This is a genomic window from Streptomyces sp. NPDC000348, from assembly GCF_042898795.1.
In the GTDB taxonomy this organism is placed as follows: Bacteria; Actinomycetota; Actinomycetes; order Streptomycetales; family Streptomycetaceae; genus Streptomyces.
The window spans coordinates 37277-59312 of record NZ_JBIAZD010000001.1; the positions used below are offsets into that span (position 1 = coordinate 37277).

At 72.1% G+C, this 22036-nt stretch carries 23 protein-coding genes and 1 pseudogene; 14 read left to right on the forward strand and 10 right to left on the reverse strand.

Annotation, left to right across the window (positions count from 1 at the left end; translation table 11 throughout):
• Positions 1-149 precede the first annotated feature (149 nt).
• From ACFY3N_RS00180 to ACFY3N_RS00200, 5 genes are all read left to right on the forward strand, one after another.
• Positions 150-1088: a cellulose-binding protein gene (locus ACFY3N_RS00180; RefSeq protein ID WP_390814391.1), complete on the forward strand. Its 939-nt coding sequence runs from the start codon at positions 150-152 to the stop codon at positions 1086-1088.
• A gap of 73 nt (positions 1089-1161) precedes the next feature.
• Positions 1162-2115, forward strand: a complete 954-nt coding sequence (locus ACFY3N_RS00185; protein ID WP_390814392.1) for an ABC transporter ATP-binding protein — start codon at positions 1162-1164, stop codon at positions 2113-2115.
• Positions 2116-2117: 2 nt separating this feature from the next.
• Positions 2118-2891, forward strand: a complete 774-nt coding sequence (locus ACFY3N_RS00190) for an ABC transporter permease (protein WP_390814393.1) — start codon at positions 2118-2120, stop codon at positions 2889-2891.
• Positions 2892-3011: 120 nt separating this feature from the next.
• The gene (locus ACFY3N_RS00195) at positions 3012-4268 is read left to right on the forward strand and encodes an ABC transporter ATP-binding protein (protein WP_390814394.1); all 1257 of its coding nucleotides are present in this window, start codon (positions 3012-3014) and stop codon (positions 4266-4268) included.
• Positions 4265-5137 (forward strand): ABC transporter permease subunit, encoded by an 873-nt coding sequence (locus ACFY3N_RS00200; protein WP_390814395.1) that lies wholly within the window; start codon positions 4265-4267, stop codon positions 5135-5137. The genes ACFY3N_RS00195 and ACFY3N_RS00200 overlap by 4 nt, the downstream gene beginning before the upstream one ends.
• Positions 5138-5144: 7 nt before the next feature.
• On the opposite strand, the gene ACFY3N_RS00205 is transcribed toward ACFY3N_RS00200, so the two are convergent.
• Complete coding sequence (locus ACFY3N_RS00205; RefSeq protein WP_361028730.1) at positions 5145-5477, reverse strand: ATP/GTP-binding protein; 333 nt, start codon at positions 5475-5477, stop codon at positions 5145-5147.
• Between the two features lie 242 nt (positions 5478-5719).
• Here ACFY3N_RS00205 and ACFY3N_RS00210 point away from each other — a divergent pair, with 242 nt between their 5' ends.
• Positions 5720-6748, forward strand: a complete 1029-nt coding sequence (locus ACFY3N_RS00210) for an LLM class flavin-dependent oxidoreductase (RefSeq protein WP_390814396.1) — start codon at positions 5720-5722, stop codon at positions 6746-6748.
• A gap of 82 nt (positions 6749-6830) precedes the next feature.
• Here ACFY3N_RS00210 and ACFY3N_RS00215 read toward each other — a convergent pair whose 3' ends face one another.
• Entirely contained in the window at positions 6831-7223 is a 393-nt protein-coding gene (locus ACFY3N_RS00215; RefSeq protein ID WP_390814397.1) for an SCO5389 family protein, read from the reverse strand.
• Positions 7224-7512: 289 nt separating this feature from the next.
• Between ACFY3N_RS00215 and nucS the strand changes: the two genes are divergently transcribed.
• Positions 7513-8184, forward strand: a complete 672-nt coding sequence (gene nucS, locus ACFY3N_RS00220) for an endonuclease NucS (RefSeq protein ID WP_390814398.1) — start codon at positions 7513-7515, stop codon at positions 8182-8184.
• Positions 8185-8250: 66 nt separating this feature from the next.
• On the opposite strand, the gene ACFY3N_RS00225 is transcribed toward nucS, so the two are convergent.
• The 3 genes from ACFY3N_RS00225 to ACFY3N_RS00235 form a co-directional block, all read right to left on the reverse strand.
• Positions 8251-10770: an ATP-binding protein gene (locus ACFY3N_RS00225; RefSeq protein WP_390814399.1), complete on the reverse strand. Its 2520-nt coding sequence runs from the start codon at positions 10768-10770 to the stop codon at positions 8251-8253.
• Positions 10771-11034: 264 nt separating this feature from the next.
• Positions 11035-11358: an STAS domain-containing protein gene (locus ACFY3N_RS00230; protein ID WP_390814400.1), complete on the reverse strand. Its 324-nt coding sequence runs from the start codon at positions 11356-11358 to the stop codon at positions 11035-11037.
• Between the two features lie 156 nt (positions 11359-11514).
• Positions 11515-12363 carry a 3-hydroxyacyl-CoA dehydrogenase family protein gene (locus tag ACFY3N_RS00235; protein ID WP_390814401.1) on the reverse strand — a complete coding sequence of 283 codons (849 nt, stop codon included), beginning with the start codon at positions 12361-12363 and terminating at the stop codon, positions 11515-11517.
• 279 nt (positions 12364-12642) lie between these two features.
• On the opposite strand from ACFY3N_RS00235, the gene ACFY3N_RS00240 reads away from it, so the two are divergent.
• Positions 12643-13305, forward strand: a complete 663-nt coding sequence (locus ACFY3N_RS00240) for a 1,4-alpha-glucan branching protein (protein WP_390814402.1) — start codon at positions 12643-12645, stop codon at positions 13303-13305.
• A 6-nt stretch (positions 13306-13311) separates the two neighbouring features.
• On the opposite strand, the gene ACFY3N_RS00245 is transcribed toward ACFY3N_RS00240, so the two are convergent.
• Positions 13312-13947, reverse strand: coding sequence for a TetR/AcrR family transcriptional regulator (locus tag ACFY3N_RS00245; RefSeq protein ID WP_390814403.1), 636 nt, complete (start codon positions 13945-13947; stop codon positions 13312-13314).
• 90 nt (positions 13948-14037) lie between these two features.
• Here ACFY3N_RS00245 and ACFY3N_RS00250 point away from each other — a divergent pair, with 90 nt between their 5' ends.
• From ACFY3N_RS00250 to ACFY3N_RS00260, 3 genes are read left to right on the forward strand one after another with little or no spacing between them, the layout of a single operon-like run.
• A complete protein-coding gene (locus ACFY3N_RS00250) occupies positions 14038-14820 on the forward strand; it encodes an ABC transporter ATP-binding protein (protein ID WP_390814404.1) in 783 nt (260 codons plus the stop codon).
• Between the two features lie 10 nt (positions 14821-14830).
• The gene (locus tag ACFY3N_RS00255) at positions 14831-15580 is read left to right on the forward strand and encodes an ABC transporter permease (protein ID WP_390814405.1); all 750 of its coding nucleotides are present in this window, start codon (positions 14831-14833) and stop codon (positions 15578-15580) included.
• Positions 15581-15593: 13 nt separating this feature from the next.
• Positions 15594-16166 (forward strand): cob(I)yrinic acid a,c-diamide adenosyltransferase, encoded by a 573-nt coding sequence (locus tag ACFY3N_RS00260; RefSeq protein ID WP_390814406.1) that lies wholly within the window; start codon positions 15594-15596, stop codon positions 16164-16166.
• 81 nt (positions 16167-16247) lie between these two features.
• Here the strand turns inward: ACFY3N_RS00260 and ACFY3N_RS00265 are convergent.
• Positions 16248-16367 (reverse strand): annotated as a pseudogene (locus tag ACFY3N_RS00265) (DUF5708 family protein); the annotation flags it as partial.
• Positions 16364-16948 (reverse strand): hypothetical protein, encoded by a 585-nt coding sequence (locus tag ACFY3N_RS00270; protein ID WP_390814407.1) that lies wholly within the window; start codon positions 16946-16948, stop codon positions 16364-16366. The pseudogene ACFY3N_RS00265 and the gene ACFY3N_RS00270, both read right to left, overlap by 4 nt.
• Before the next feature lie 152 nt (positions 16949-17100).
• On the opposite strand from ACFY3N_RS00270, the gene ACFY3N_RS00275 reads away from it, so the two are divergent.
• From ACFY3N_RS00275 to ACFY3N_RS00285, 3 genes are all read left to right on the forward strand, one after another.
• Positions 17101-18294, forward strand: coding sequence for a sensor histidine kinase (locus tag ACFY3N_RS00275; protein WP_390814408.1), 1194 nt, complete (start codon positions 17101-17103; stop codon positions 18292-18294).
• A complete protein-coding gene (locus ACFY3N_RS00280; protein WP_390814409.1) occupies positions 18291-18932 on the forward strand; it encodes a response regulator in 642 nt (213 codons plus the stop codon). Before ACFY3N_RS00275 ends, ACFY3N_RS00280 begins: the two co-directional genes overlap by 4 nt.
• Positions 18933-19070: 138 nt before the next feature.
• Positions 19071-20894 carry a glycosyl hydrolase family 18 protein gene (locus ACFY3N_RS00285; protein WP_390814410.1) on the forward strand — a complete coding sequence of 608 codons (1824 nt, stop codon included), beginning with the start codon at positions 19071-19073 and terminating at the stop codon, positions 20892-20894.
• 140 nt (positions 20895-21034) lie between these two features.
• On the opposite strand, the gene ACFY3N_RS00290 is transcribed toward ACFY3N_RS00285, so the two are convergent.
• Both ACFY3N_RS00290 and ACFY3N_RS00295 read right to left on the reverse strand, forming a co-directional pair.
• Entirely contained in the window at positions 21035-21481 is a 447-nt protein-coding gene (locus ACFY3N_RS00290) for a DUF2550 domain-containing protein (RefSeq protein WP_390814411.1), read from the reverse strand.
• A gap of 127 nt (positions 21482-21608) precedes the next feature.
• On the reverse strand, positions 21609-21986 hold the full coding sequence (locus ACFY3N_RS00295; RefSeq protein WP_217131081.1) for a F0F1 ATP synthase subunit epsilon: 378 nt from the start codon (positions 21984-21986) through the stop codon (positions 21609-21611).
• Positions 21987-22036: the final 50 nt, after the last annotated feature.

The window sequence follows — 22036 nt, forward strand, 5'->3', positions numbered from 1 at the left end:
TTGACCACGGCTTTGGCAAGCCTTCCGGCGGCGAGCCACTCAAAAGGGGTCTCAATCTCCGTATCAAACGTGCATCCGCTCGATGACACAGCGCTTCGGCCCCTAGGATTCCACCTATCACCTCACCGGTCTCATTCGACAGGAACCCCATGAGCGACACTTCCCCCTACGGCTTCGAGCTTGTGCGGCGTGGGTACGACCGCGCTCAGGTGGACGAACGTATCTCCAAGCTCGTCTCCGACCGTGACAGCGCTCTCGCCCGCATCACCGCTCTGGAAAAGCGCATCGAGGAGCTCCACCTCGAGACGCAGAACGCCCAGGCCCAGGTCACCGACGCCGAGCCGTCGTACGCGGGTCTCGGCGCACGCGTGGAGAAGATCCTCCGCCTCGCCGAGGAGGAGGCGAAGGACCTGCGCGAGGAGGCCCGGCGCGCGGCGGAGCAGCACCGCGAGCTCGCCGAGTCCGCCGCGCAGCAGGTGCGCAACGACGCCGAGTCGTACGCCGCCGAGCGCAAGTCGAAGGCGGAGGACGAGGGCGCGCGGATCGTCGAGAAGGCCCAGGGCGACGCCGCCCAGCTGCGTTCCGAGGCGCAGAAGGACGCACAGTCCAAGCGGGAGGAGGCGGACGCCCTCTTCGAGGAGACCCGCGCCAAGGCCGCGCAGGCCGCCGCCGACTTCGAGACGAACCTCGCCAAGCGCCGCGAGCAGTCCGAGCGCGACCTGGCGTCGCGGCAGCAGAAGGCCGAGAAGCGCCTCGCGGAGATCGAGCACCGCGCGGAGCAGCTGCGGCTGGAGGCCGAGAAGCTGCGCACCGACGCCGAGCGCCGTGCCCGCCAGACGGTGGAGACGGCCCAGCGTCAGGCGGAGGACATCGTGGCCGACGCCAACGCCAAGGCCGACCGGATCCGTTCGGAATCCGAGCGCGAGCTGGCGGCGCTGACCAACCGCCGCGACTCGATCAACGCCCAGCTGACGAACGTCCGCGAGATGCTCGCCACGCTCACCGGTGCCGCGGTGGCCGCGACCGGTGCGCCCAGCACCGACGACGAGCCGATCTCCCGCGGGGTCCCGGCCCAGCAGTCCCGGTAACGGCGACCGGACACCGGCGAAGCCCTCTGCCACTGGGGTGGCAGAGGGCTTCGTCCCGTTTTAGCGTGGCCGCATGATCGAGCTCGAGGGGCTGACCAAGCGGTACGGCGAGAAGGTGGCGGTGGACCGTCTGACCTTCGCCGTCAGACCCGGTGTCGTCACGGGCTTCCTCGGCCCGAACGGCGCCGGCAAGTCGACCACCATGCGGATGATCCTGGGCCTGGACCACCCGACCGCCGGGGACGTGCGGATCGACGGCACGCGCTACGACCGGCTCGAGGACCCGCTGACGTGCATCGGCGCCCTGCTGGAGGCCAGGGGCGTGCACCCGGGCCGCAGCGCCTACCACCACCTGCTGTGCCTCGCGCAGAGCAACGGCATCCCGCGGCGGCGGGTGCACGAGGTGCTGGACGCGGTCGGGCTGACGGCGGTGGCGCGGAAGAAGGCCAAGGGGTTCTCGCTCGGCATGGGCCAGCGGCTCGGCATCGCGGCGGCGCTGCTCGGCGACCCCCGGATCCTGATGTTCGACGAGCCGGTCAACGGCCTCGACCCCGAGGGCATCCACTGGATCCGCACGCTGATGAAGTCGCTCGCCGCCCAGGGCCGTACGGTCTTCGTCTCCTCCCACCTGATGAGCGAGATGGCGCTGACCGCCGACCACCTCGTCGTCATCGGCCAGGGCCGGCTGCTCGCCGACACCTCCATGGCCGAGTTCATCGCGCACAACTCCCGCTCGTACGTCCGGGTCCGCAGCCCGCAGCGCGAGCGGCTCCTCGACGTGCTGCACCAGGCCGGGGTCACCGCCGTGGAGAGCGGCGGCGGGGCGCTGGAGGTGGACGGCTCCAAGGCCGAGTACATCGGGGAGCTGGCGGCCCGGCACCAGTTGGTGCTGCACGAGCTGAGCCCGCAGCAGGCCTCCCTGGAGGAGGCGTTCATGCGGTTGACCGCGGAGTCGGTGGAGTACCACGCGCACACCGGCACCCCCGCGCCCCGGCAGCAGTGGGGCGACGGCTGGAAGAAGGGCTGAACATGGCGGCAACGCAGGTCGTCCGGTCCGAGTGGACCAAGATCCGGTCGGTGGCGTCCACCGTGTGGACGCTCTCCCTGGCGGTGGTCGTCACCCTCGCGCTCGGCATGCTGATCTCGGCGTTGTCGAAGAACCAGTTCGAGACCATGAGCGCGCGGGAACGGCTCTCCTTCGACCCGACGTTCATCAGCTTCGCCGGGATGAGCCTCGGTCAGCTCGCGATGATCGTGTTCGGGGTGCTGGTGGTGTCGAACGAGTACAGCACCGGCATGATCCGCGCCTCGCTGGCGGCCGTCCCCCGGCGCGGCACGTTCCTGCTGAGCAAGCTGGCGGTCGCCACCGCGCTCGCCCTCGTCGTCTCCATGGCCACCGGCTTCGCCACGTTCTTCCTGGGCCAGGCGATGCTCGGCGAGCACCGGGCGTCCCTCGGGGACGACGGGGTGCTGCGGGCGGTCATCGGCAGCGGTCTCTACATGACGCTGATCGCGCTGTTCTCGATGGGCGTCGCCGCGATGCTGCGCTCCCCCATGCTGTCACTGGGCATCCTGATGCCGTTCTTCTTCCTGATCTCCAACATCCTCGGCAACGTCGACGCCACGGAGAAGGTCGGCCGGTTCCTGCCCGACCAGGCGGGCAGCAGGATCATGCAGGTGGTGCCGCCCCTCGACGACGACACCCCGTACGGGCCCTGGGGCGGCCTCGGGATCATGACGCTCTGGGTGCTCGCGGCGGTCGTCGGCGGCTACGTCCTGCTGAAGCGGCGCGATGCGCAGTGAGTGCCCGTGCGGGACCGGTTTTTACCTCGGCTTGGGCGGAACCGTCAGCGCCTCGATAAGCTCCTAACCCTTACGGGGGCGTGTGCCCCGCTGTCCTGAACCTTTCGATGGGTGCGGAGCATGATCGAGGCAGTCGGCCTGACCAAGCGGTACGGCGACAAGACCGCTGTGTACAACCTCTCCTTCCAGGTGCGGCCCGGTGCCGTCACCGGGTTCCTGGGACCCAACGGCTCGGGCAAGTCGACCACGATGCGGATGATCCTCGGCCTGGACAACCCCACCGCGGGACAGGTCACGATCGGCGGCTACCCGTACCGCAAGCTGCCCAACGCCCCCCGTCAGGTCGGCGCACTGCTGGACGCGAAGGCGGTGCACGGCGGCCGGTCCGCCCGCAGCCACCTGCTGAGCCTTGCCCAGCTGTCGGGCATCCCGGCCCGGCGTGTGGACGAGGTGCTGGGTGTGGTGGGCCTGCACGACGTGGCGCGCCGGCGGTCCAAGGGCTTCTCGCTGGGCATGGGCCAGCGGCTCGGCATCGCCGCCGCGCTGCTCGGCGACCCCCAGGTGCTGCTGTTCGACGAGCCGGTCAACGGCCTCGACCCCGAGGGCATCCTCTGGGTGCGCAACCTGATGAAGGCGCTGGCCGCCGAGGGCCGTACGGTCTTCGTCTCCTCCCACCTGATGAGCGAGATGGCGCTGACCGCCGACCACCTCATCGTCATCGGGCGCGGACAACTGCTCGCCGACATGAGCGTGACGGACTTCATCTCCGCCAACTCCGCCGACTTCGCGCGCGTGCGCACCCCCGACACCGAGCCGCAGCAGCGCGAGAAGCTGTCCGCCGCGATCACCGAGGCCGGCGGCCACGTGCTGCCCGAGCAGGAGGGCGCGCTGCGGGTGACGGGACTGGCGTTGCCGCGCATCAGCGACATCGCCCACGACTCCGGCGTACGGCTGTGGGAGCTGTCGCCGCACCAGGCCTCGCTGGAGGAGGCGTACATGCGGATGACGCAGGGCGCCGTCGACTACCGCTCGACCACCGACCAGAAGGCCGGGCTCCAGCAGCCGCTGCCGCCCGGCGCGCAGCCGCCGATGCCGGTTCCGGGCCAGGGCCAGCCCGGCTGGTACGCCCCGCCGCCGCCCCAGCAGGGCGGGCAGCCCTTCGCCGCGCCGCAGGGCGCGCCCGCACAGGCTCCCGCGGGCCCCTACGGCGCCCCGGGCGTCCCCGGAGGGGCCCCGGGCGTCCCCGCGCCCAACCCGTACGCGCAGCCCGCCCCGCAGGCGCCCCAGGCGCCGCCCGGTCCGGTGCCGGCGGCCCCGCCCGCCGCGCCCCCGACCGCTCCCGCCACCGACCTGACCAAGTCCGAGGACGCCCGATGAGCACGCCTCCGCCCCCGATGCCGCAGACCGCCGCACCCGACTGGCAGGCGGTGCCCGGCTCCCCGTACCCCAACTACACCTCGCCGATCCCCGTGGTCCGTACGCACCTCGGGCACGCGCTCGCCTCCGAGTGGACGAAGATCAAGTCCGTGCGCTCGACCATGTGGACGCTGGGCGTGTTCGTGCTGCTCGTGGTCGGCATCGGCCTGCTGACCGGACTGGTGGTCTCGAGCGCCGACCCCGACATGGGCGGCGAGAGCCCGCTCTCCCTCGGCTTCTTCGGGCTGCTGCTGGGCGGCATGTGCATCATCACGCTGGGCGTGCTGACCACGGCGTCGGAGTACGGCACCGGCATGATCCGCACCACGATGGTCGCCTGCCCCTCGCGCGGACGGGTGCTCCTGGCGAAGGCCCTGGTGTTCTTCCTGATCGCCTTCGTGGTGACCCTGGTGTGCGCGACCCTGGTCGGCTTCCTGCACATGGCGCTGCTGGAGGGCAACAACGCCAAGGAGCCCACCGGCGAGGAGTGGCTGAAGGGCACGGTCGGCGTCTCGCTCTACGTGGCGCTGCTCGGCACGCTGTCGCTGGCGGTCGGGTCGATCATCCGGCACTCGGCGGGCGCCATCACCCTCATGATCGGTGCCGTGCTCGCCCCGCTGGTGATCGCGCTGTTCATGTTCTCGTCCTCGCTGGCGGACGTGCAGGAGGCGCTGTTCGAGTACTCCATCCCCAACCAGATGAGCATCTTCTACGCCAACTCGCTCTCCGAGTCGGGTCCGTCGGGCTGGGACCCGCTGTGGATCATGCTGGCCGTCACGGCGGCCGCGCTCGGCGGCGCCTTCGCCCTGCTGCAGAAGCGGGACGTGTGACGGGGCTTCAGAACCTCGGCGCGTTACGGGACCGCTGCACCCGCGTGGTGCGGCGGTCCTTGGCGTTCCAGCAGGCCTTGTGCCAGTGCCGGCGCTCGTCGACGCCCGAGTGCTCGGGCCAGGCCACCACGTGCGGCACCCCGTCCGGGATCAACTGGTCGCAGCCCGGGCACCGGTAGGCCTTGCCCTGGGCACTGGCGCCCGCCACGTGCCGCACGCTCCACTCCTCGCCCTGCCAGCTCTCCGTCGACTGCCAGCCGCCGTAGCGGCCGGAGCGGTCGTCCTCGGCGCTCCGGCCGGACGAACCGGCTCCCTTGGGTCGGTTGCGACGCGGGGACACAGGACACCTCACGGGGCTATACAGGATGCTGGGGCCGCGTCCAGCCTACGCGGCGCGTGCAGGGGTACGCGTACGCCGCCAATCGTCACAAGTCCCCTCCGTGGTGATGCGGCACCCCCTGCTGACCGGCCGATTCTGCAGACAATCCGCAAATTCCCTCGCCCGACCGTGTCCTCGGCACGTGTCAGGCGGTTATGCCCTGCGGGGGAGCTCCGCGTCGGAGCCAAGGAAGCAGGAAAGCAATGCGCGTTGGAAGTTTCGTGTTGGCCGCCCAGTTCCCCGGGCAGGGCGAGGGAGAGGCGCTGCACCGCGCGGTCCGCTCGGCCGAGGTCGCCGAGGAGGCGGGGCTCGACACGGTCTGGCTGGCCGAGCACCACTTCGTGCCCTACGGCACCTGCCCGTCGGCCGTCACCCTGGCCGCGTTACTGCTCGGCCGCACCCGTCGGCTGCGGGTCGGCACGGCGGTCAGCGTGCTGCCCACCACCCACCCCGTGGCCCTCGGCGAGCAGGCCGCGCTGCTGCACGTCACGAGCGGCGGCCGGTTCTCGCTGGGCCTCGGGCGCGGCGGGCCGTGGGTCGACCTGGAGGTGTTCGGGGCCGGTCTCGAGGCGTACGAGAAGGGGTTCCCCGAGTCGCTCGACCTGCTGGTGCGCTGGCTGCGCGAACCGTCCGTCGGGGCCGATGGCGAGCGGTTCCGCTTCCGCGAGGTGCCCGTCGTCCCCCGCCCGTCGGAGGCCCTCACCGAGACCGGGGGGCCGGAGGTCGTGGTCGCCTGCACCTCCCCGGCGAGCGTACGGCTGGCCGCCGAGCGCGGGCTGCCGATGCTGCTCGGCATGCACATCGGGGACGAGGAGAAGGCCGAGATGGTCGCCCTGTGGCGGCAGCACGCGCGCGCCTGCGGCCGGCCAGCCCGGGAGGTCCACCGCGCGGCCCACGTCTCGGCCGGTGTCTGCCAGATCGCGGACCGGCGCGCGGACGCGGCCGAGACCCTGATGAAGGCGATGCCCGGCTGGCTGAAGCAGGGTCTCGAGGCCCATGTCACGGTGGACGGGCGACGGCGGCAGATGCGCGACCCGCTGGCGTACACCGAACTCCTCTGCGGACTGCACCCGGTGGGCCCCCCGCGCCTGTGCGCCGACCGGCTCGCCGCGACCAGCGAGCGGACCGGCATCTCCCGCTTCGCCCTGCTCGTCGAGGGCTCCGGCGACCTGGCGGCGACCGAGGAGAACGTGCGGCGGCTCGGAGCCGAGGTGCTCCCCCGGCTCGTCTGAGCGAGCGGGGTTCACGCAGGCTTGCCGCCCCGGTACCACTGCACCTCCCGCGTACGGAGCGGCAAGCGAACGACGGAGCGCGTCAGCAGTCGCGCAGTTCCGGCGACTGGTTCAGCACCTGAGCGCGCACCGAGGTGAAGCGGGCCAGCTTCTCGTCGACCGAGGAGTCAAGCGGGAACACGGCCACCCGGTGGCAGTTCTGGAAGGCCAGCCGTACACCGAAGTGGCGTTGCAGCGCGCCGCGTATCGCGTCACTCGCGAGCGCACGCAGCAGCTGACCGCGTGCCTGCTCGTCCGGCGGGGGCGTCTGGTTGTCGGCGAAGGCTCCGCCGTCCACCTTCAGCTGGGCCACCAGGGAGCTGATCATCTCCCACGCGAAGGGCAGGGAGGTCCGGACGCAGTCGACGAATTCAGCTTCGTCGACCTCGCCTCGCTCGGCCTGTTCGAGTAGGGCCGGTGAGACGTCGAGCGACATGGGTTCTCCTCTCGCACCCCCAACGATCAGGGGTTGCCTGACAGATAAGGGAGTGCGCGATATCAAACACGCTGCGTACACAGTCCGCGACCTCCCGTTCACCACCGTAAGCAACGGACGGTGACGGCACCAGGCGAACGCCCGGATGCGGGACTTCCTGTGGGCCGGTAATCGGCCATCGCCGAAACACGCGTTTTCCCGGAGATTCAGGACGCGACCCGTGGGTCCCGAGGGTCATGTGTGACGGCGAATCGCGTCGGGGCGGGCCGGTCGAGTAGCGTTGCCGACCATGCGTCTCGTCATTGCCCGCTGCTCCGTGGACTACGCCGGGCGGCTCACCGCGCACCTGCCGTCGGCACCCCGTCTGATCCTGGTCAAGGCGGACGGCAGCGTCTCGATCCACGCCGACGACCGGGCCTACAAGCCCCTGAACTGGATGTCGCCGCCCTGCACGCTGAAGGAGGGCGCCGGCGACGAAGAGGGCGTCTGGACCGTCGTCAACAAGGCGGGCGAGAAGCTCATCATCACGATGGAGGAGATCCTCCACGACTCCTCGCACGAACTGGGCGTCGATCCCGGCCTGATCAAGGACGGCGTGGAAGCGCACCTCCAGGAACTGCTCGCTGACCGCATCGAGATCCTGGGCGAGGGCTACACCCTCGTCCGCCGCGAGTACATGACGGCGATCGGCCCGGTCGACATCCTGTGCCGGGACGCCGAGGGGCGGACCGTCGCGGTGGAGATCAAGCGGCGCGGCGAGATCGACGGCGTGGAGCAGCTCACGCGCTATCTGGAGCTGCTGAACCGCGATCCCCATCTCGCCCCGGTGCGGGGCGTCTTCGCCGCCCAGGAGATCAAGCCGCAGGCCCGGGTCCTCGCGACCGACCGGGGCATCGGCTGCCAGGTCCTCGACTACGACGCGATGCGCGGCATCGAGGACGACAAGCTGCGGCTGTTCTGACCGCTCCGCCACAAAAGCGAGGGCCGGGTTCCGTCGGGAACCCGGCCCTCGCGTGTGCCCGCGGGGTCAGATCACCTGCTCCGGGCCGCCGGGCGTGCCCGCACCGCTGCCCTCCGGGGCGCTCGCGCTCGTCTCCACGGGAGAGGACGGGGCGGAGCCGCTCGCGGAATCGCTGGTCGACGGCGGCGGGGTCCCGGGGTCGGTGGTCGGGTCCGTGGTCCCGGGGTCGGTCGGCTCCTCGGTCGGCTCCGTCTCGGTCGGCTCCGGATCCGGGGACGTGGGCGGCTTGGGTGTCGTGGGCTTCGTGGTCGGCGACTTCGAGGGCGAGGCGGACGGCGACGTGGTCGGATCGTCCGGCTCCGTCGTCCCGCTCGGGCCGTCCGACGGCTCCCCCGACTCGCCGGCCGTGGGCGTCGGGTCGTCGGAGGTGCCCGGGGTGCCGTCCGGGCCCGGATCGGCCGGCCGGCCGGTGGCCCCGCCGGTGTCGCCGTCGCCCTCCTCGGCCGCCGGGTCGGCGCCGAGGCTGCCGTCGTCGACGCCCTGGCTGGCGGAGGGGTTGACGCCGACGTTCTCGGACGGGGTGCCGGCGTCGTTCTCCGACGTGGCGCCCAGGGTGACCACCGTGCCCAGCACGGCGACGAGCAACGCGCCCGCGCCGGCCGCCACCAGGTTGCGCCTGGCCAGCCCCCGGATACCGCCGCCCGGCTTGGCCGGCGGCGTGGACGGCGCCGGCACCGGGCGGTGGACGACCAGGGCGGCGTCCGAGGGCGGCTGGAGCTCCGGGAACGCCGTCGGCACTCCGCGGGGCGGTGGGGCCGGCTCCTCGTAGCGGGCCTCGGGCACCTCCTCCCCCGCGGTCGGCACGAGCGTCAGCGGCGTTCCGGAGCGGTCGGCGACCAGGGCCAGCGCCCTGCGTCCGGCGACCGTGCCGCGCTTGTCGGCGACGGCGCCGCGCAGCCCGATGGACACCTCCAGTTCGGCGCGCGCCCGCTCGAGCTGCCCGGCGCACAGGGCGTGGACGCCGAGCTCGTGGTGGAAGTAGGCCTGTTCCGCCACGTCCCCCGCGAGCCGGGCGGCCTCCGCACCGGCCCGCAGCGCCTTCTCCCAGGCGCTCCAGTGCAGGCCCGCGGCGAACGCGGGCGCGGCGGTACGGGCCAGCCGCACGGCCGTGCTCCGCTCGTCCTCGTCGGTGTCCGTGGTGAGCGGCGACAGCACGGCGAGCGCGGCGAGCACCGCGTCGGCCTCGGCGCAGACCCGCTCCGGGGTGACCGAGGGGTGCCCGGTCCACCAGGCGTAGTGCCGGGCGGCGTCGCGGGCCCGGTCCTCGGCCTCGTCGGCGTATCCGGCGGCCTCCAGCTGGGCCGGCACCCCGGCGGCGAGCCGGTAGCGGGAGCCGGCCGGGGAGACCAGTCCGCAGGCGGCCAGTTCGCCGAGCGCGGCGTCGGCATGGGTGTCGCCCACCAGGGCGGGCAGGTGCGCCTGGTGGGGCACCTCGCCGCCGAGCGCGACGGCGAGCCTCAGGGTGGCGCGGGCGGAGGCGCTGAGCCGGGAGGCGAGCAGCGGGGCGGGGGCGGCGGCCTCGCCGAGCGAGGGCAGCGGCACCTCGTCGCCGTCCGCGGGGGCGTGGGCGGCCTCGTCGGGCCGTACGTCCTCGAAGACGCCGAACTCGTCGACGGCGTCGGCGCCGGCCCGCAGCCGGTCGCGCTGCCGCAGCAGGGCGCCGGCCTGGACGAAGCGCAGCGGCAGGCCCTCGGACTCGAACCAGAGGTCGCCGGCCCAGTTGGCCTCCTCCTCGGTGAGGCTCCGGCCGACGGCCTGCTTGAGCAGGTCGAGACTGGCCGCACGGTCGAGACCGGGGAGGGCGACCTCCTCGACGCCGGCGCCGGCGGACGGCTCGGGCACGTCCGGGGTGGCGGCGAACAGGAAGGCGCACTCGGGGGTGGCGTCCAGCAGCTCGTCGAGGGCCGCGCCGCCGAACTCCAGGTCGTCGAGGACGACGACGGCGCCGATCTCACGGACGCAGTCGGCGAGTTCGTCGCGGTCCGGGCGGTGCAGCGGGGCGTCGTGGACGGCGTGGAAGAGGTCGTACAGCAGGTCGTCGGCGGAGCGGCGGTGGCCGTTCAGGCGGACGACGCCGTCGGGGGCGAGGTCCGCGCAGTCCTCGGCGACGATGTCGAGGAGCCGGGTGCGGCCGGAGCCGGCCGGGCCGGTGAGGCGTGCGGAGCGGCCGCGGGCCAGCAGCCGGACCAGCTTCTCGCGCTCGTCCTGACGGGCCGGCAGCGGCAGCGGGAGCTGCGCGGGGCCCGGCGGGACGGGCGGCCTGGCGGCCCGCTCGACCTCGGCGCGCTCGGCCTCGGTCAGCTTCACGGGGCGGGCCGGCCGTTCGGCGGGCGGGCAGGGCTCGATCTCGCTGCCGTCGACGGGGTTGACGGTCAGCAGGAAGTCGCCGGAGACGAGCCGCACCGTGCGGGCGAGCGCGGGCTGTCCGAAGTCGGACGTGAGGGATTCCCGGGGCGGACGCTGGCGCGGCGCAGGGCCGGCGCCTTCCTGGCCGTACTCCTCGGGTCCCGGGTTGTTCGGGTCCATAGGTCCTAGCCCCCCAAAAGCGTCGTGTGGTGGAAGCCCCTCCCGACCTCGCCGCACACCGCGCTGTCACGTCCGGTCCGGGCCCACTCGGGGTTTACAGGGCAGCGGGCAGCCGAACCCTAAACCTTCGCTCAGTATCCATGACAGTTCGGGGTACCGCGTGGTCCGAGACATCACAGTCTCGTGAGGATTGTGCGCGCGTCGCACGGTTCGCCGAGGTCGGGCCGGGTCGTCGGGGGCCGTCCGTCCCGCACGCGTACGCCCTCACACGCGGGGCAGCGTGTCCACCCCGATGCCTCCCTCGATCGCCAGGATCCGGTGCAGCCGGGTGGCCACCAACAGGCGCTGCATCTGCGGCGGCACGTCCCGCAGCACCAGGCGCCGGCCGCAGCGGCCGGCCCGCCGGTGGGCCCCCATGATCACACCGAGTCCGGTGGCGTCCCAGGAGTCCAGATCGGACAGGTCGAGCACCAGGTCGCCGACTCCGTCGTCGACGGCCGAGTGCAGGACCGTACGGGCGTCCGCCGCGCTGCGGACGTCGAGGCGGCCCCCGACGACCAGCTCGACGTGGTCGCCCCTGATGTACATATGCGCTCCCCGTGGTACGTCTCGTGCTCCGCGTTTTCTGAAACGGCAGGTGACGCAACCTCTGACTGCGTGGTGGCGCCCGAGGTTGCTGCCTGTGAGCGAACCGATACCGAATTCACCCCGGCGTGTGATGCGTGCCGGGGCGCATGCGCGGTGTCAGTGCCCGTAGAAGCCCTGCCCGCTCTTGCGGCCGATGTCACCGGCGTCAACCATCCGGCGCATCAGCTCGGGAGCGGCGAACTTCTCGTCCTGGGACTCGGTGTAGATGTTGGACGTCGCGTGCAGCAGGATGTCCACGCCGGTCAGGTCGGCGGTGGCCAGCGGTCCCATGGCGTGGCCGAAGCCCAGCTTGCAGGCCAGGTCGATGTCCTCGGCGCTCGCCACGCCCGACTCGTACAGCTTGGCGGCCTCGACGACGAGGGCGCAGATGAGACGGGTGGTGACGAAGCCGGCGACGTCGCGGTTGACGACGATACAGGTCTTGCCGACCGACTCGGCGAACTCCCGCGCCCTGGCCAGGGTTTCGTCGCTGGTCTTGTAACCGCGGACCAGTTCGCACAGCTGCATCATCGGGACCGGCGAGAAGAAGTGGGTGCCGACGACCCGCTCCGGGCGCTCCGTCACGGCCGCGATCTTGGTGATCGGGATGGCGGAGGTGTTGGAGGCGAGGACGGCGTCCTCCCGCACGATCCCGTCGAGCGCGCGGAAGATCTCGTGCTTGACCTCGAGCTTCTCGAACACGGCCTCGACCACGACGTCCGCGTCCGCGCAGGCGTCCAGGTCGGTGGTCGGGGTGATCCGGGCGAGGGCGGCGTCGGCGTCGTGCGCCTCCAGCCTGCCCTTGCTCACGAACTTGTCGTACGAGGCCTTGATCCCGTCGGTGCCGCGCGTGAGCGCCTCGTCGGTGACGTCCCGCAAAACGACCTCCCAGCCCGCCCGGGCGGAGACCTGGGCGATGCCGGACCCCATGAGACCGGCCCCGATGACGGCGAGCTTGCGTGCCACTGTGCGACTCCCCTGATACGCGCTGTCTTGTTCTCCAGGAGCGGACATTAGCGTTCGAGGGGCGCCGTGTGACCGGTAAGTAACGCGCGTCACGTCTCACATGACGGACATCACACCGACGGCAGGCGCGTGCGGAGCCGACGGACCGTCAGGACCGCCAGGACCGCCCGGTCCCGCGTCCGCCGGCGGTGCGCCGACCCGGCCGGAAGCGGCCGCCGCGCCCGTGGCGGGTGCGAGGGTAGGAGGGCCGGTGTCCCGTCGACGGAGGAGAACCTCAGCATGGCCGTGATCCACCGCACCACCCTCGAGCCGACCAAGCTCGAACTGCTGGCCGCCTGGCTGCCCTCGCGCCCCTGGTACCACGGAGGGGCGGGGGCTCCGCGGCTGACCCGGGCCGGCGGTTTCCGGCTCGACGACCCGAAGGGGGAGGTCGGCATCGAGTTCATGGTCGTCACCGACGCCTCCGGCTCCGCGCCGGCCGCCTACCTGGTGCCGCTCACCTACCGGGGCGCTCCCCTCGACGGGGCGGAGCACGCCCTCGTCGGCACCGCGGAACACGGTGTCCTCGGGCGGCGCTGGGTCTACGACGGCTGCCACGACCCGGTGGCCGTCGCCGAGTTGGCGGCGCTGATCGAGGGCCGGGTGCGGGCCCAGGCCCAGAGCGTCAGCGACACCCCCGACCCGGAGGTCGTCCGCGCCTACGCGGACGAGGCCCCGGTCCCGGCGGACTTCGGCGCCGTCGAGGACACCGAGGAGCACACCGCGCTGTCCGCGCCGGACGGCACGGTCCTGCGCGTCCTGCGCACCCCGGAGCCCGCCCCGGACGGCTCGCCGCTTCCCGAGCCGGGGGCGTCGGGCCATGTCGCCGGCGCCTGGGAGCTGCCCGACGGGACCCGGGTGCGGGGCCTCCTCTGCGTCCTGCGCACGGCCTCCACGGCGTAACCCGGTTCAGCCGCGCACCGCGTAACCGAGCACCCTGTCGCTCAGCAGCTCCTCGATGCCGTCGACCAGTCCGAGCATCTCGCGCGACACCTCGGCCGGTGCGCGGCCCTTCACCATCTCCCGGCCGATCGCGGCGAACACCGTGCTGTGGATCCAGCAGATCTGACCGGCCACCAGGCCCGGCAGCGGGTCGCCGGGGGCGGCGCCCGTCTCCTCGCGGAGCGCCGCCTCGAGGTTGTTCTGGACCTCCTGCTGCAGGCTCCACAGCCGGGAGCGCAGCTGCGGGGAGTCGTGGATGACGCGCAGGAAGCGGTCGTAGCCCTCCATCAGGCCCACCCGGGGTGACACCGCCTCGATGTCGGCGCGCAGTTCGCGCAGGACGGCGTGGGCGGCCGACTCCCCCGTGTCCCGGCCCCGGACCCAGCGGGCGAGCTGGTCGACGACGCCCCGGGAACGGTCGAAGAAGAGGTCCTCCTTGGCGGGGAAGTAGTTGTAGACGGTGTTCACGGAGACGTCGGCGGCCTCCGCCACCTCGGCGATGGTCACCGTCACGAAGCCGTGCTCCAGGAAGAGTCCGGTGGCGATGTCCGAGATCCGCTGCCTGGTCTCGCGCTTCTTCCGCTCCCTGAGCCCCTCTGCCATGCCCTCATCGTAGGCCGACCCGAGGATTGCTGGGCTCTCTGAAAATTTGGGGGCGTTGCAAAATTTAAGCGACTCTGTTTTTCTGGGGTCATGGCAATCATCAGTACGGCCGGACTGGCCCGTACCTTCCAGACCAAGCGCGGCCCGGTGGAGGCCGTGCGCGGCATCGACCTCACCGTCCGCGAGGGCGAGATCCTCGGCTTCCTCGGCCCCAACGGCGCCGGCAAGACCACCACCCTGCGGATGCTCACCACCCTGCTCGCCCCCACCGGCGGCGCGGCCACCGTGGCCGGCCACGACCTGGCGGCCGACCCGGCCGGCGTGCGGCGGTCCTGCGGCTACGTGGCGCAGTCCGGCGGGGTCGATCCGCAGATCACGGTGCGGGAGGAGCTGGTCACCCAGGGCCGCCTGTACCGGCTCGGCGCGGCGCGGGCCGCCGAACGCGCCGAGGAGCTGGCCCGCGACCTGGACCTCACCGAACTGCTCGACCGGAAGTGCGCCGCGCTCTCCGGCGGCCAGCGGCGCCGCCTGGACATCGCGATGGCGCTCACCCACCGCCCGGCGGTGCTGTTCCTGGACGAGCCGACGACCGGTCTCGACCCCGGCAGCCGCGCCGACCTCTGGGAGCTGGTGCGGCGGCTGCGCGACGAGCACGGCACCACCGTGTTCCTGACCACCCACTACCTCGACGAGGCGGACGCGCTCGCGGACCGGCTGGTCGTCGTCGACCGGGGCGTGGTCGCCGCCGAGGGCACACCGGGCGCCCTGAAGCTGGAGTACGGCGGCTCGGTCGACGCCTCGCTCCAGGACACGTTCCTCGCCGTCACGGGCCGCAGCGCCACGCCGGCCGACGCCGCCCCCGTAGCCGTATAGGACCTCCACGATGCTGCTCCACGACACCGCGCTCATCTACGGGCGCTATCTGCGCCAGTCCCTGCGCTCCCGCTTCGCCCTGCTCTTCGGCGTGCTGATGCCGCTGCTGTACCTGCTGTTCTTCGGTCCGCTGCTGACCGGTCTGCCGCTCGGCGGGCCGGGCAGCTCCTGGCAGCTGCTGGTCCCGGGGCTGTTACTGCAACTCGGCCTGTTCGGTGCCTCGTTCGCCGGTTTCTCGATCATCATCGAGAAGGGCCAGGGGGTGGTCGAGCGAATGCGGGTCACGCCGGTCAGCCGCCTCGCCCTGCTGCTGGGCCGGGTCCTGCGGGACGCCACCGTGTTCGTCTTCCAGGCGGTGCTGCTGGTGCTGGCGGCGCTGCTGATGGGGCTGCGGGCGCCGCTGGCCGGCGTGCTGATCGGCTTCGCCTTCGTCGCCCTGCTGACCGTGTCCCTGGCCGCGCTGTCCTACGCGCTCGCCATGAGGCTGGAGACCCCGCAGACGTTCGGGCCCGCGGTCAACGCCCTGACCATGCCGTCGATGCTGCTGTCGGGCCTCATGCTCCCGATGACCCTGGGCCCCGCCTGGCTGGACGTCCTGTCCCACCTGATGCCGTTCCGCTATCTGGTCGACGCGGTGCGGGACGCCTACGTCGGCGCCTACGCGACGACCACCATGCTGTACGGCGCCGTCGTCGCCGTCGGTTTCGCGGTACTCGCCGTGACGGTGGGCACACGCGTGTTCCGGACGGCCGGAGCGTAACTAGGCTGGCCCCATGGTCAACCTGACGCGTATCTACACCCGGACCGGCGACAAGGGCACCACCGCTCTCGGTGACATGAGCCGGGTCGCCAAGACCGATCTGCGGATCTCCGCGTACGCCGACGCCAACGAGGCGAACGCGGTGATCGGCACGGCGATCGCGCTGGGCGGTCTGGAGGAGGAGGTCGTCGAGGTCCTCACCCGCGTCCAGAACGACCTGTTCGACGTGGGCGCCGATCTGTCGACGCCGGTGGTGGAGAACCCCGAGTACCCGCCGCTGCGGGTCGAGCAGTTCTACGTCGACCGGCTGGAGGAGGACTGCGACCGCTTCAACGGGCGGCTGGAGAAGCTCCGCTCCTTCATCCTGCCGGGCGGTACGCCCGGGGCGGCCCTGCTCCACCAGGCCTGCACGGTCGTGCGCCGGGCCGAGCGCTCCACCTGGACGGCGCTGGAGGTCCACGGCGACACCATGAACCCCCTGACCGCCACCTATCTGAACCGCCTCTCCGACCTCCTGTTCATCCTGGCCCGCATCGCGAACAAGGAGACCGGGGACGTGCTGTGGGTGCCCGGCGGGGAGCGCTGAGCCCTGCCGGGGCTCCGCCGGGCCGCGCGCGGCCCGGTACGGACCCGGCAGGACCTCGGCGCCGCCGGCGCGCGTCATCACCACGCCGGCCCTGGCGGGGTCGACCACCGGCAGGTCCACACCCCCGGCGAACAGCCACAGCCCCGGTCCGGCCACCGGCGTCGCGGCCCCCGCGAGGAGATTCCACGAGGCCCGCGTCATCGGCCGGCACGCTCCTTGCCGAGGTCCGGCTCGGCCGGGGACCCGCCCGCCGGGGCCTTCTTCGGCCAGATCCAGTAGGTCAGGGCCACCAGGCCGTGGATGCCGGCCGCCCGCCAGGCCGTGAGGCGCCAGGCCTCCAGGGAGGTGGTGCGGCTCGGGTCGTCGACGTACCAGACGGCGAGCTGGAGCAGCGCGGTCGCCACGGCGGCGCCGATCAGCGTGCCCAGCCACACCATGGCCTCGTGGCGGGCGCGGGGCATGCCGTACCTCGGCGGGCCCTGCGGCCTGGGCGCGCCGCCCAGCCGGTGGGCGGCGTGGCCGTCGAGCCACTTCACCGTGCGGTGGCCGTGGCCCACGGTATAGCCGATGTAGAGGGCGGCCAGGCCGTGGGTCCAGTTCGGCTCGGCGCCGTTCTTCAGGTCCAGTGCGGTGACGACCAGCAGGACGACCTCCAGCAGCGGCTCGCACAGCAGCAGCGCGAGGCCGGTGCGCGGCATCCTCAGCAGATAGCGGCAGGCCAGTCCGGCGGCCAGCAGCACCCAGAAGCCGATCTCACAGGCGGCGATCAAGGCGACGATCACGGTTCGCTCCCTTCGGTCACCCTTTCAGGCTCCCGTGCCAAGCGGCCCGTTTCGTCGTCGCCGCCGACGAACCCGCGGTACATCGAAGGATGCACTCCAGGACCGTCCGCGGGGATCAGGCGCCGGGTGCGCGCACCGTGTTGGATGGTGCCATGGCCGTACGACTGCCCCGCCCCCGCCGCTTCGACGTGTGGGTCGCGCTCGCCGGACTGTTCGGCGGACTGCTGCTGTGGGGCATAGGGCTGGGCACCCGGCCGGCCGACGAGCCGATCGTGCTGTTCGACGGCCGCTGGCCGATCCTGCTGCCGCTGTTCGTGACGGCCTGCTGTGAGCTGCTGCGCAGGACCGCACCGCGCACCGCCCTGCTGACCGGCACGGCCGCCCTGACCGCGGACACCCTCACCCAGGGCAGCGTCGTCACCCTCCTGATGTACACCGACCTGATGTACGCCGCCGTCCTGTACGGCACGCCCGCCTCCGCCCGCCGCATCCCCCGGATCACCGGGCTGCTCAGCATCGTCGGCTCGCTGGTGCCGTACGCCGTGTGGCGTACGCCCGAGGCGCTGCTGATCGGGGTGGGGGTCGGCGTCGTGTCGTTCGCGCCCGCGTCGACCGGCCTGATCGTCCGCAACCACCGCGACGCCGCCGAGGCCGCGCGGCTGCGCGCCGAACAGACCGCGCTGCTCGCGGAGATGGACCGCGCCCAGGCGGTGACCGCGGAACGCGCCCGGATGGCCAGGGAGTTGCACGACATGGTCGCCAACCACCTCTCCGCGATCGCCATCCACTCCACGGCGGCGCTCTCCCTGGAGGACGAGAAGACCTCCCGCGAGGCGCTCACCGTGATCCGGGAGAACAGCGTCCAGGGACTGTCCGAGATGCGACGGCTCATCGGCATCCTGCGCGACGGGGCCGACGACCGGGAGCCGGCGGCGACCCCCACCCTCGACGGCCTCGGCACCCTGGTCGAGGGCGCCCGGGCCAACGGACTGGACGTCACCCTCGACGCCGCCTGCGGCTCCGTGCCCGCACCGGTCGAGCTCGCCGCGTACAGGATCGTGCAGGAGTCGCTGACGAACGCGCTGAAGCACGCCGCGCCGGGGAAGGTCACCGTGCGGCTGTGCCGCCTCGACGGCGGTCTCGACATCCGGGTGACCAGCCCGTACGGCGGCCGGGGCACCCCGCGCGCGCCGGGCTCCGGGGCCGGGCTCGTCGGCATGCGGGAGCGGGTGGCCCTGCTGGACGGCACGTTCGAGGCGGCACCGGAGAGCGGCCCCGACGGCAGGCTGTGGGTCGTGCGCGCCCGTCTTCCCGTCACCGACATCACCCGAGGAGAGATGCAATGATCCGGGTCCTGGTCGCCGAGGACCAGTCCGCCGTCCGCGCCGGACTGGTCCTCATCCTGCGCAGTGCCCCCGACATCGAGGTGGTCGGCGAGGCGGGGGACGGCGAGCGGGCGGTGGCGCTCGCCCGTGAACTCCGTCCCGATCTGGTGCTGATGGACGTGCAGATGCCGCGCCTGGACGGGGTGTCGGCGACCCGGCAGGTGGTCGGGGAGGGACTCGCCGACGTGCTGGTGCTGACCACCTTCGACCTCGACGAGTACGTGTTCGGGGCGCTGCGGGCCGGGGCGGCCGGGTTCCTGCTGAAGAACACGGAGGCGAAGGACCTCATCGCGTCGGTGCGCACGGTGGCGCGCGGGGAGGGCATCGTCGCCCCGGCCGTCACCCGGCGGCTGATCGCGGAGTTCGCCGCGAAGCCCGTCCGCCCGGCGACCGCCGATCCGGCGGTGCTGGACGCCCTCACCCGGCGCGAGCGCGAGGTGCTGTCCTGTCTGGGTGAGGGATTGTCCAACGCCGACATCGCGGTGCGCCTCGACATGGCGGAGGCGACGGTGAAGACGCACGTCAGCCGTCTGCTGGGCAAACTGGAGCTGCGCAGCCGGGTGCAAGCGGCGGTACTGGCGCAGGAGTTGGGTGCCTGACGGAAGCCGGCACGAGTTCCGGGGACAGTGGTCCAGACCTATTGACCCGTGGTCCAGACCTTTCTATTCTCGCGGACACTGCGGGCGTGATGGCTCAGTCACGCCCCCGACGGCTTCTCCCCCATAAGGAGGCGCAGCATGCGCTTCAGACACAGAGCCGCCGCAGGGTTCGCGTCCCTGCTGCTCCCCTTCGCCGGCCTCGTCGGCCTCGCGAGCCCCGCCCAGGCCGCCACCTCGGCGACCGCCACCTACGCCAAGACCCAGGACTGGGGCTCCGGCTTCGAGGGCAAGTGGACGGTGAAGAACACCGGCACCACGACCCTCAGCTCCTGGACCCTCGAGTGGGACTTCCCCTCCGGCACCAAGGTCACCTCCGCCTGGGACGCCACCGTCACCAGCTCCGGCGACCACTGGACCGCCAAGAACCTCGGCTGGAACGGCACCCTCGCCCCCGGGGCGTCGGTCTCCTTCGGCTTCAACGGCAGCGGCTCCGGCGCCCCCGCCGGCTGCAGGCTCAACGGCGGCAGCTGCGACGGCACCTCCGTCCCCGGCGACGCGGCCCCCTCCGCGCCCGGCACCCCCACCGCCTCGGACATCACCGACACCTCGGTGAAGCTGTCCTGGTCGGCGGCGACCGACGACAAGGGCGTCAAGAACTACGACGTGCTGCGCGACGGCGCCAAGGTCGCCACCGTGACCGGCACCTCGTACACGGACACCGGTCTCAGCAAGGGCACCGACTACTCGTACACCGTGCGGGCCCGTGACACCGGCGACCAGACCGGCCCGGCCAGCGGCGCGGTGAAGGTGCGCACCACCGGCACCACCGAGGAGCCGCCGCCCACCGGCGACAAGGTCAAGCTCGGCTACTTCACCGAGTGGGGCGTCTACGGCCGCAACTACCACGTCAAGAACCTGGTGACGTCCGGCTCCGCCGCCAAGATCACCCACATCAACTACGCGTTCGGCAACGTCAAGAACGGCCAGTGCACCGTCGACGACACCTACGCCGCCTACGACAAGGCCTACACCGCCGACCAGTCCGTCAGCGGCACCGCCGACACCTGGGACCAGCCGCTGCGCGGCAACTTCAACCAGCTGCGCCAGCTGAAGGCGAAGTACCCGCACATCAAGGTGCTGTACTCCTTCGGCGGCTGGACCTACTCCGGCGGCTTCGGCCAGGCCGCGCAGAACCCGGCCGCCTTCGCCAAGTCCTGCAAGCAGGTCGTGGAGGACCCGCGCTGGGCCGATGTCTTCGACGGCATCGACATCGACTGGGAGTACCCGAACGCCTGCGGTCTCACCTGTGACAGCAGCGGGCCCGCGGCCTTCAAGAACCTCTCGCAGGCCCTGCGCGCCGAGTTCGGCAAGGACTACCTGGTCACCGCCGCCATCACCGCCGACGGCTCGAACGGCGGCAAGATCGACGCGGCCGACTACGGCGGCGCCGCCCAGTACCTCGACTGGTACAACGTGATGACGTACGACTACTTCGGCGCCTTCAACGCGCAGGGTCCGACGGCCCCGCACTCGCCGCTCACCTCATACAACGGCATCCCGCAGGCCGGCTTCAACTCGGCCGACGCGATCGCCAAGCTGAAGTCGAAGGGCGTCCCGTCCGCCAAGCTGCTGCTCGGCATCGGCTTCTACGGCCGCGGCTGGACCGGTGTCACCCAGTCCGCCCCCGGCGGCTCGGCGACCGGCGCGGCCCCGGGCACCTACGAGCCGGGCATCGAGGACTACAAGGTCCTGAAGAACTCCTGCCCGGCCACCGGCACCATCGCCGGCACGGCGTACGCCCACTGCGGCACCAACTGGTGGTCCTACGACACCCCGTCGACGATCTCCGGGAAGATGTCCTGGGCCAAGAACCAGGGCCTGGGCGGTGCCTTCTTCTGGGAGTTCAGCGGCGACACCACGAACGGCGAACTGGTGACCGCCATCGACAGCGGCCTGAAGTAACCCTCGAGCGGCACTGCGCGACCTTCACCCTTCTCCGGACTTCGTCCGGGGGAGGGTGAACGTGTTTACGCCACATTCACCCTCCCCCAACAGCTCCGCCGCCGGGGGCGCCCCCACCCAGCGGGACCCCGAACGCCGCTCTACGCGACGTTCACCCTCTGTCCGGGCGGGGCCGCCTCGAGCCACGCGAGGAAACCGGTCAGCGCGTCCTCGCTCATCGCGAGTTCCAGACGCGTCCCCCGGTGCAGACAGGCGAGGACCACCGAGTCCGACAGCAGCGCCAGCTCCTCCTCGCCCTCGGGCAGACGGCGGCCGGCCACCTCGATCGCGGAACGCTCCAGGACGCGGCGCGGACGGGGCGCGTAGGAGAACACCCGGAACCACTCGACCCGGTCACCGTTGTAACGTGCCACCCCGTACGCCCAGCCCTTGCCGCCGGAGTCGCCCGACTCGGGCGCGTCCCAGCGCAGGCTGCAGTCGAACGTTCCGCCGGAGCGCTGGATGAGGCGGCGGCGCAGTCCGAAGACGAAGAGCCCCACCAGCGCTAGCACCACGACGATTCCGCACACAGTCAGAGCGAGGACCATCGGCACCGACCTCCTCGTCTCCTAGGTAACGGAACGGAAAAATCATCCAGATCTGCCTCAGCCGCGACCGGCTCCGGATCGCTCCGGTGCCGGCCGCGGCTGAGTCACGTCATCCCACCGCGCGGTGTCAGCGTCCTGCCGACGCCGCCCGCAGACGGACATCCGCACGGCGCTCGGCCTCGGTGTCGTCCTCCGCCTTCGCGCGGGCGAGTTCCTGCTCCGCGCTCTGGACGTCGATCTCGTCCGACAGCTCGGCGATCTCGGCCAGCAGCGACAGCTTGTCGTCCGCGAACGAGATGAAACCGCCGTGCACCGCGGCGACGACCGTCCCGCCCTCACGCGTACGGATGGTCACCGGGCCCGACTCCAGCACACCGAGCAGCGGCTGGTGACCGGGCATGACGCCGATGTCGCCGGACGTGGTGCGCGCGACGACCAGGGTGGCCTCGCCGGACCAGACCTCTCGGTCGGCCGCGACCAGCGCGACGTGCAGCTCAGCAGCCAAGGTGGCTCCTCGGGTCACCACCCGGCGGTTGTGCCGGGTGTTGGTTACAA

What these genes read in the sequence shown, in the direction of transcription:
- ACFY3N_RS00180 (WP_390814391.1), top strand. Translation starts at nt 150, where the DNA reads ATGAGCGACACTTCCCCCTACGGCTTCGAGCTTGTGCGGCGTGGGTAC.
- ACFY3N_RS00185 (WP_390814392.1), top strand. Translation starts at nt 1,162, where the DNA reads ATGATCGAGCTCGAGGGGCTGACCAAGCGGTACGGCGAGAAGGTGGCG.
- ACFY3N_RS00190 (WP_390814393.1), top strand. Translation starts at nt 2,118, where the DNA reads ATGGCGGCAACGCAGGTCGTCCGGTCCGAGTGGACCAAGATCCGGTCG.
- ACFY3N_RS00195 (WP_390814394.1), top strand. Translation starts at nt 3,012, where the DNA reads ATGATCGAGGCAGTCGGCCTGACCAAGCGGTACGGCGACAAGACCGCT.
- ACFY3N_RS00200 (WP_390814395.1), top strand. Translation starts at nt 4,265, where the DNA reads ATGAGCACGCCTCCGCCCCCGATGCCGCAGACCGCCGCACCCGACTGG.
- ACFY3N_RS00210 (WP_390814396.1), top strand. Translation starts at nt 5,720, where the DNA reads ATGCGCGTTGGAAGTTTCGTGTTGGCCGCCCAGTTCCCCGGGCAGGGC.
- ACFY3N_RS00215 (WP_390814397.1), bottom strand. Translation starts at nt 7,223, where the DNA reads ATGTCGCTCGACGTCTCACCGGCCCTACTCGAACAGGCCGAGCGAGGC.
- nucS (WP_390814398.1), top strand. Translation starts at nt 7,513, where the DNA reads ATGCGTCTCGTCATTGCCCGCTGCTCCGTGGACTACGCCGGGCGGCTC.
- ACFY3N_RS00225 (WP_390814399.1), bottom strand. Translation starts at nt 10,770, where the DNA reads ATGGACCCGAACAACCCGGGACCCGAGGAGTACGGCCAGGAAGGCGCC.
- ACFY3N_RS00230 (WP_390814400.1), bottom strand. Translation starts at nt 11,358, where the DNA reads ATGTACATCAGGGGCGACCACGTCGAGCTGGTCGTCGGGGGCCGCCTC.
- ACFY3N_RS00240 (WP_390814402.1), top strand. Translation starts at nt 12,643, where the DNA reads ATGGCCGTGATCCACCGCACCACCCTCGAGCCGACCAAGCTCGAACTG.
- ACFY3N_RS00245 (WP_390814403.1), bottom strand. Translation starts at nt 13,947, where the DNA reads ATGGCAGAGGGGCTCAGGGAGCGGAAGAAGCGCGAGACCAGGCAGCGG.
- ACFY3N_RS00250 (WP_390814404.1), top strand. Translation starts at nt 14,038, where the DNA reads ATGGCAATCATCAGTACGGCCGGACTGGCCCGTACCTTCCAGACCAAG.
- ACFY3N_RS00255 (WP_390814405.1), top strand. Translation starts at nt 14,831, where the DNA reads ATGCTGCTCCACGACACCGCGCTCATCTACGGGCGCTATCTGCGCCAG.
- ACFY3N_RS00260 (WP_390814406.1), top strand. Translation starts at nt 15,594, where the DNA reads ATGGTCAACCTGACGCGTATCTACACCCGGACCGGCGACAAGGGCACC.
- ACFY3N_RS00275 (WP_390814408.1), top strand. Translation starts at nt 17,101, where the DNA reads ATGGCCGTACGACTGCCCCGCCCCCGCCGCTTCGACGTGTGGGTCGCG.
- ACFY3N_RS00280 (WP_390814409.1), top strand. Translation starts at nt 18,291, where the DNA reads ATGATCCGGGTCCTGGTCGCCGAGGACCAGTCCGCCGTCCGCGCCGGA.
- ACFY3N_RS00285 (WP_390814410.1), top strand. Translation starts at nt 19,071, where the DNA reads ATGCGCTTCAGACACAGAGCCGCCGCAGGGTTCGCGTCCCTGCTGCTC.
- ACFY3N_RS00290 (WP_390814411.1), bottom strand. Translation starts at nt 21,481, where the DNA reads ATGGTCCTCGCTCTGACTGTGTGCGGAATCGTCGTGGTGCTAGCGCTG.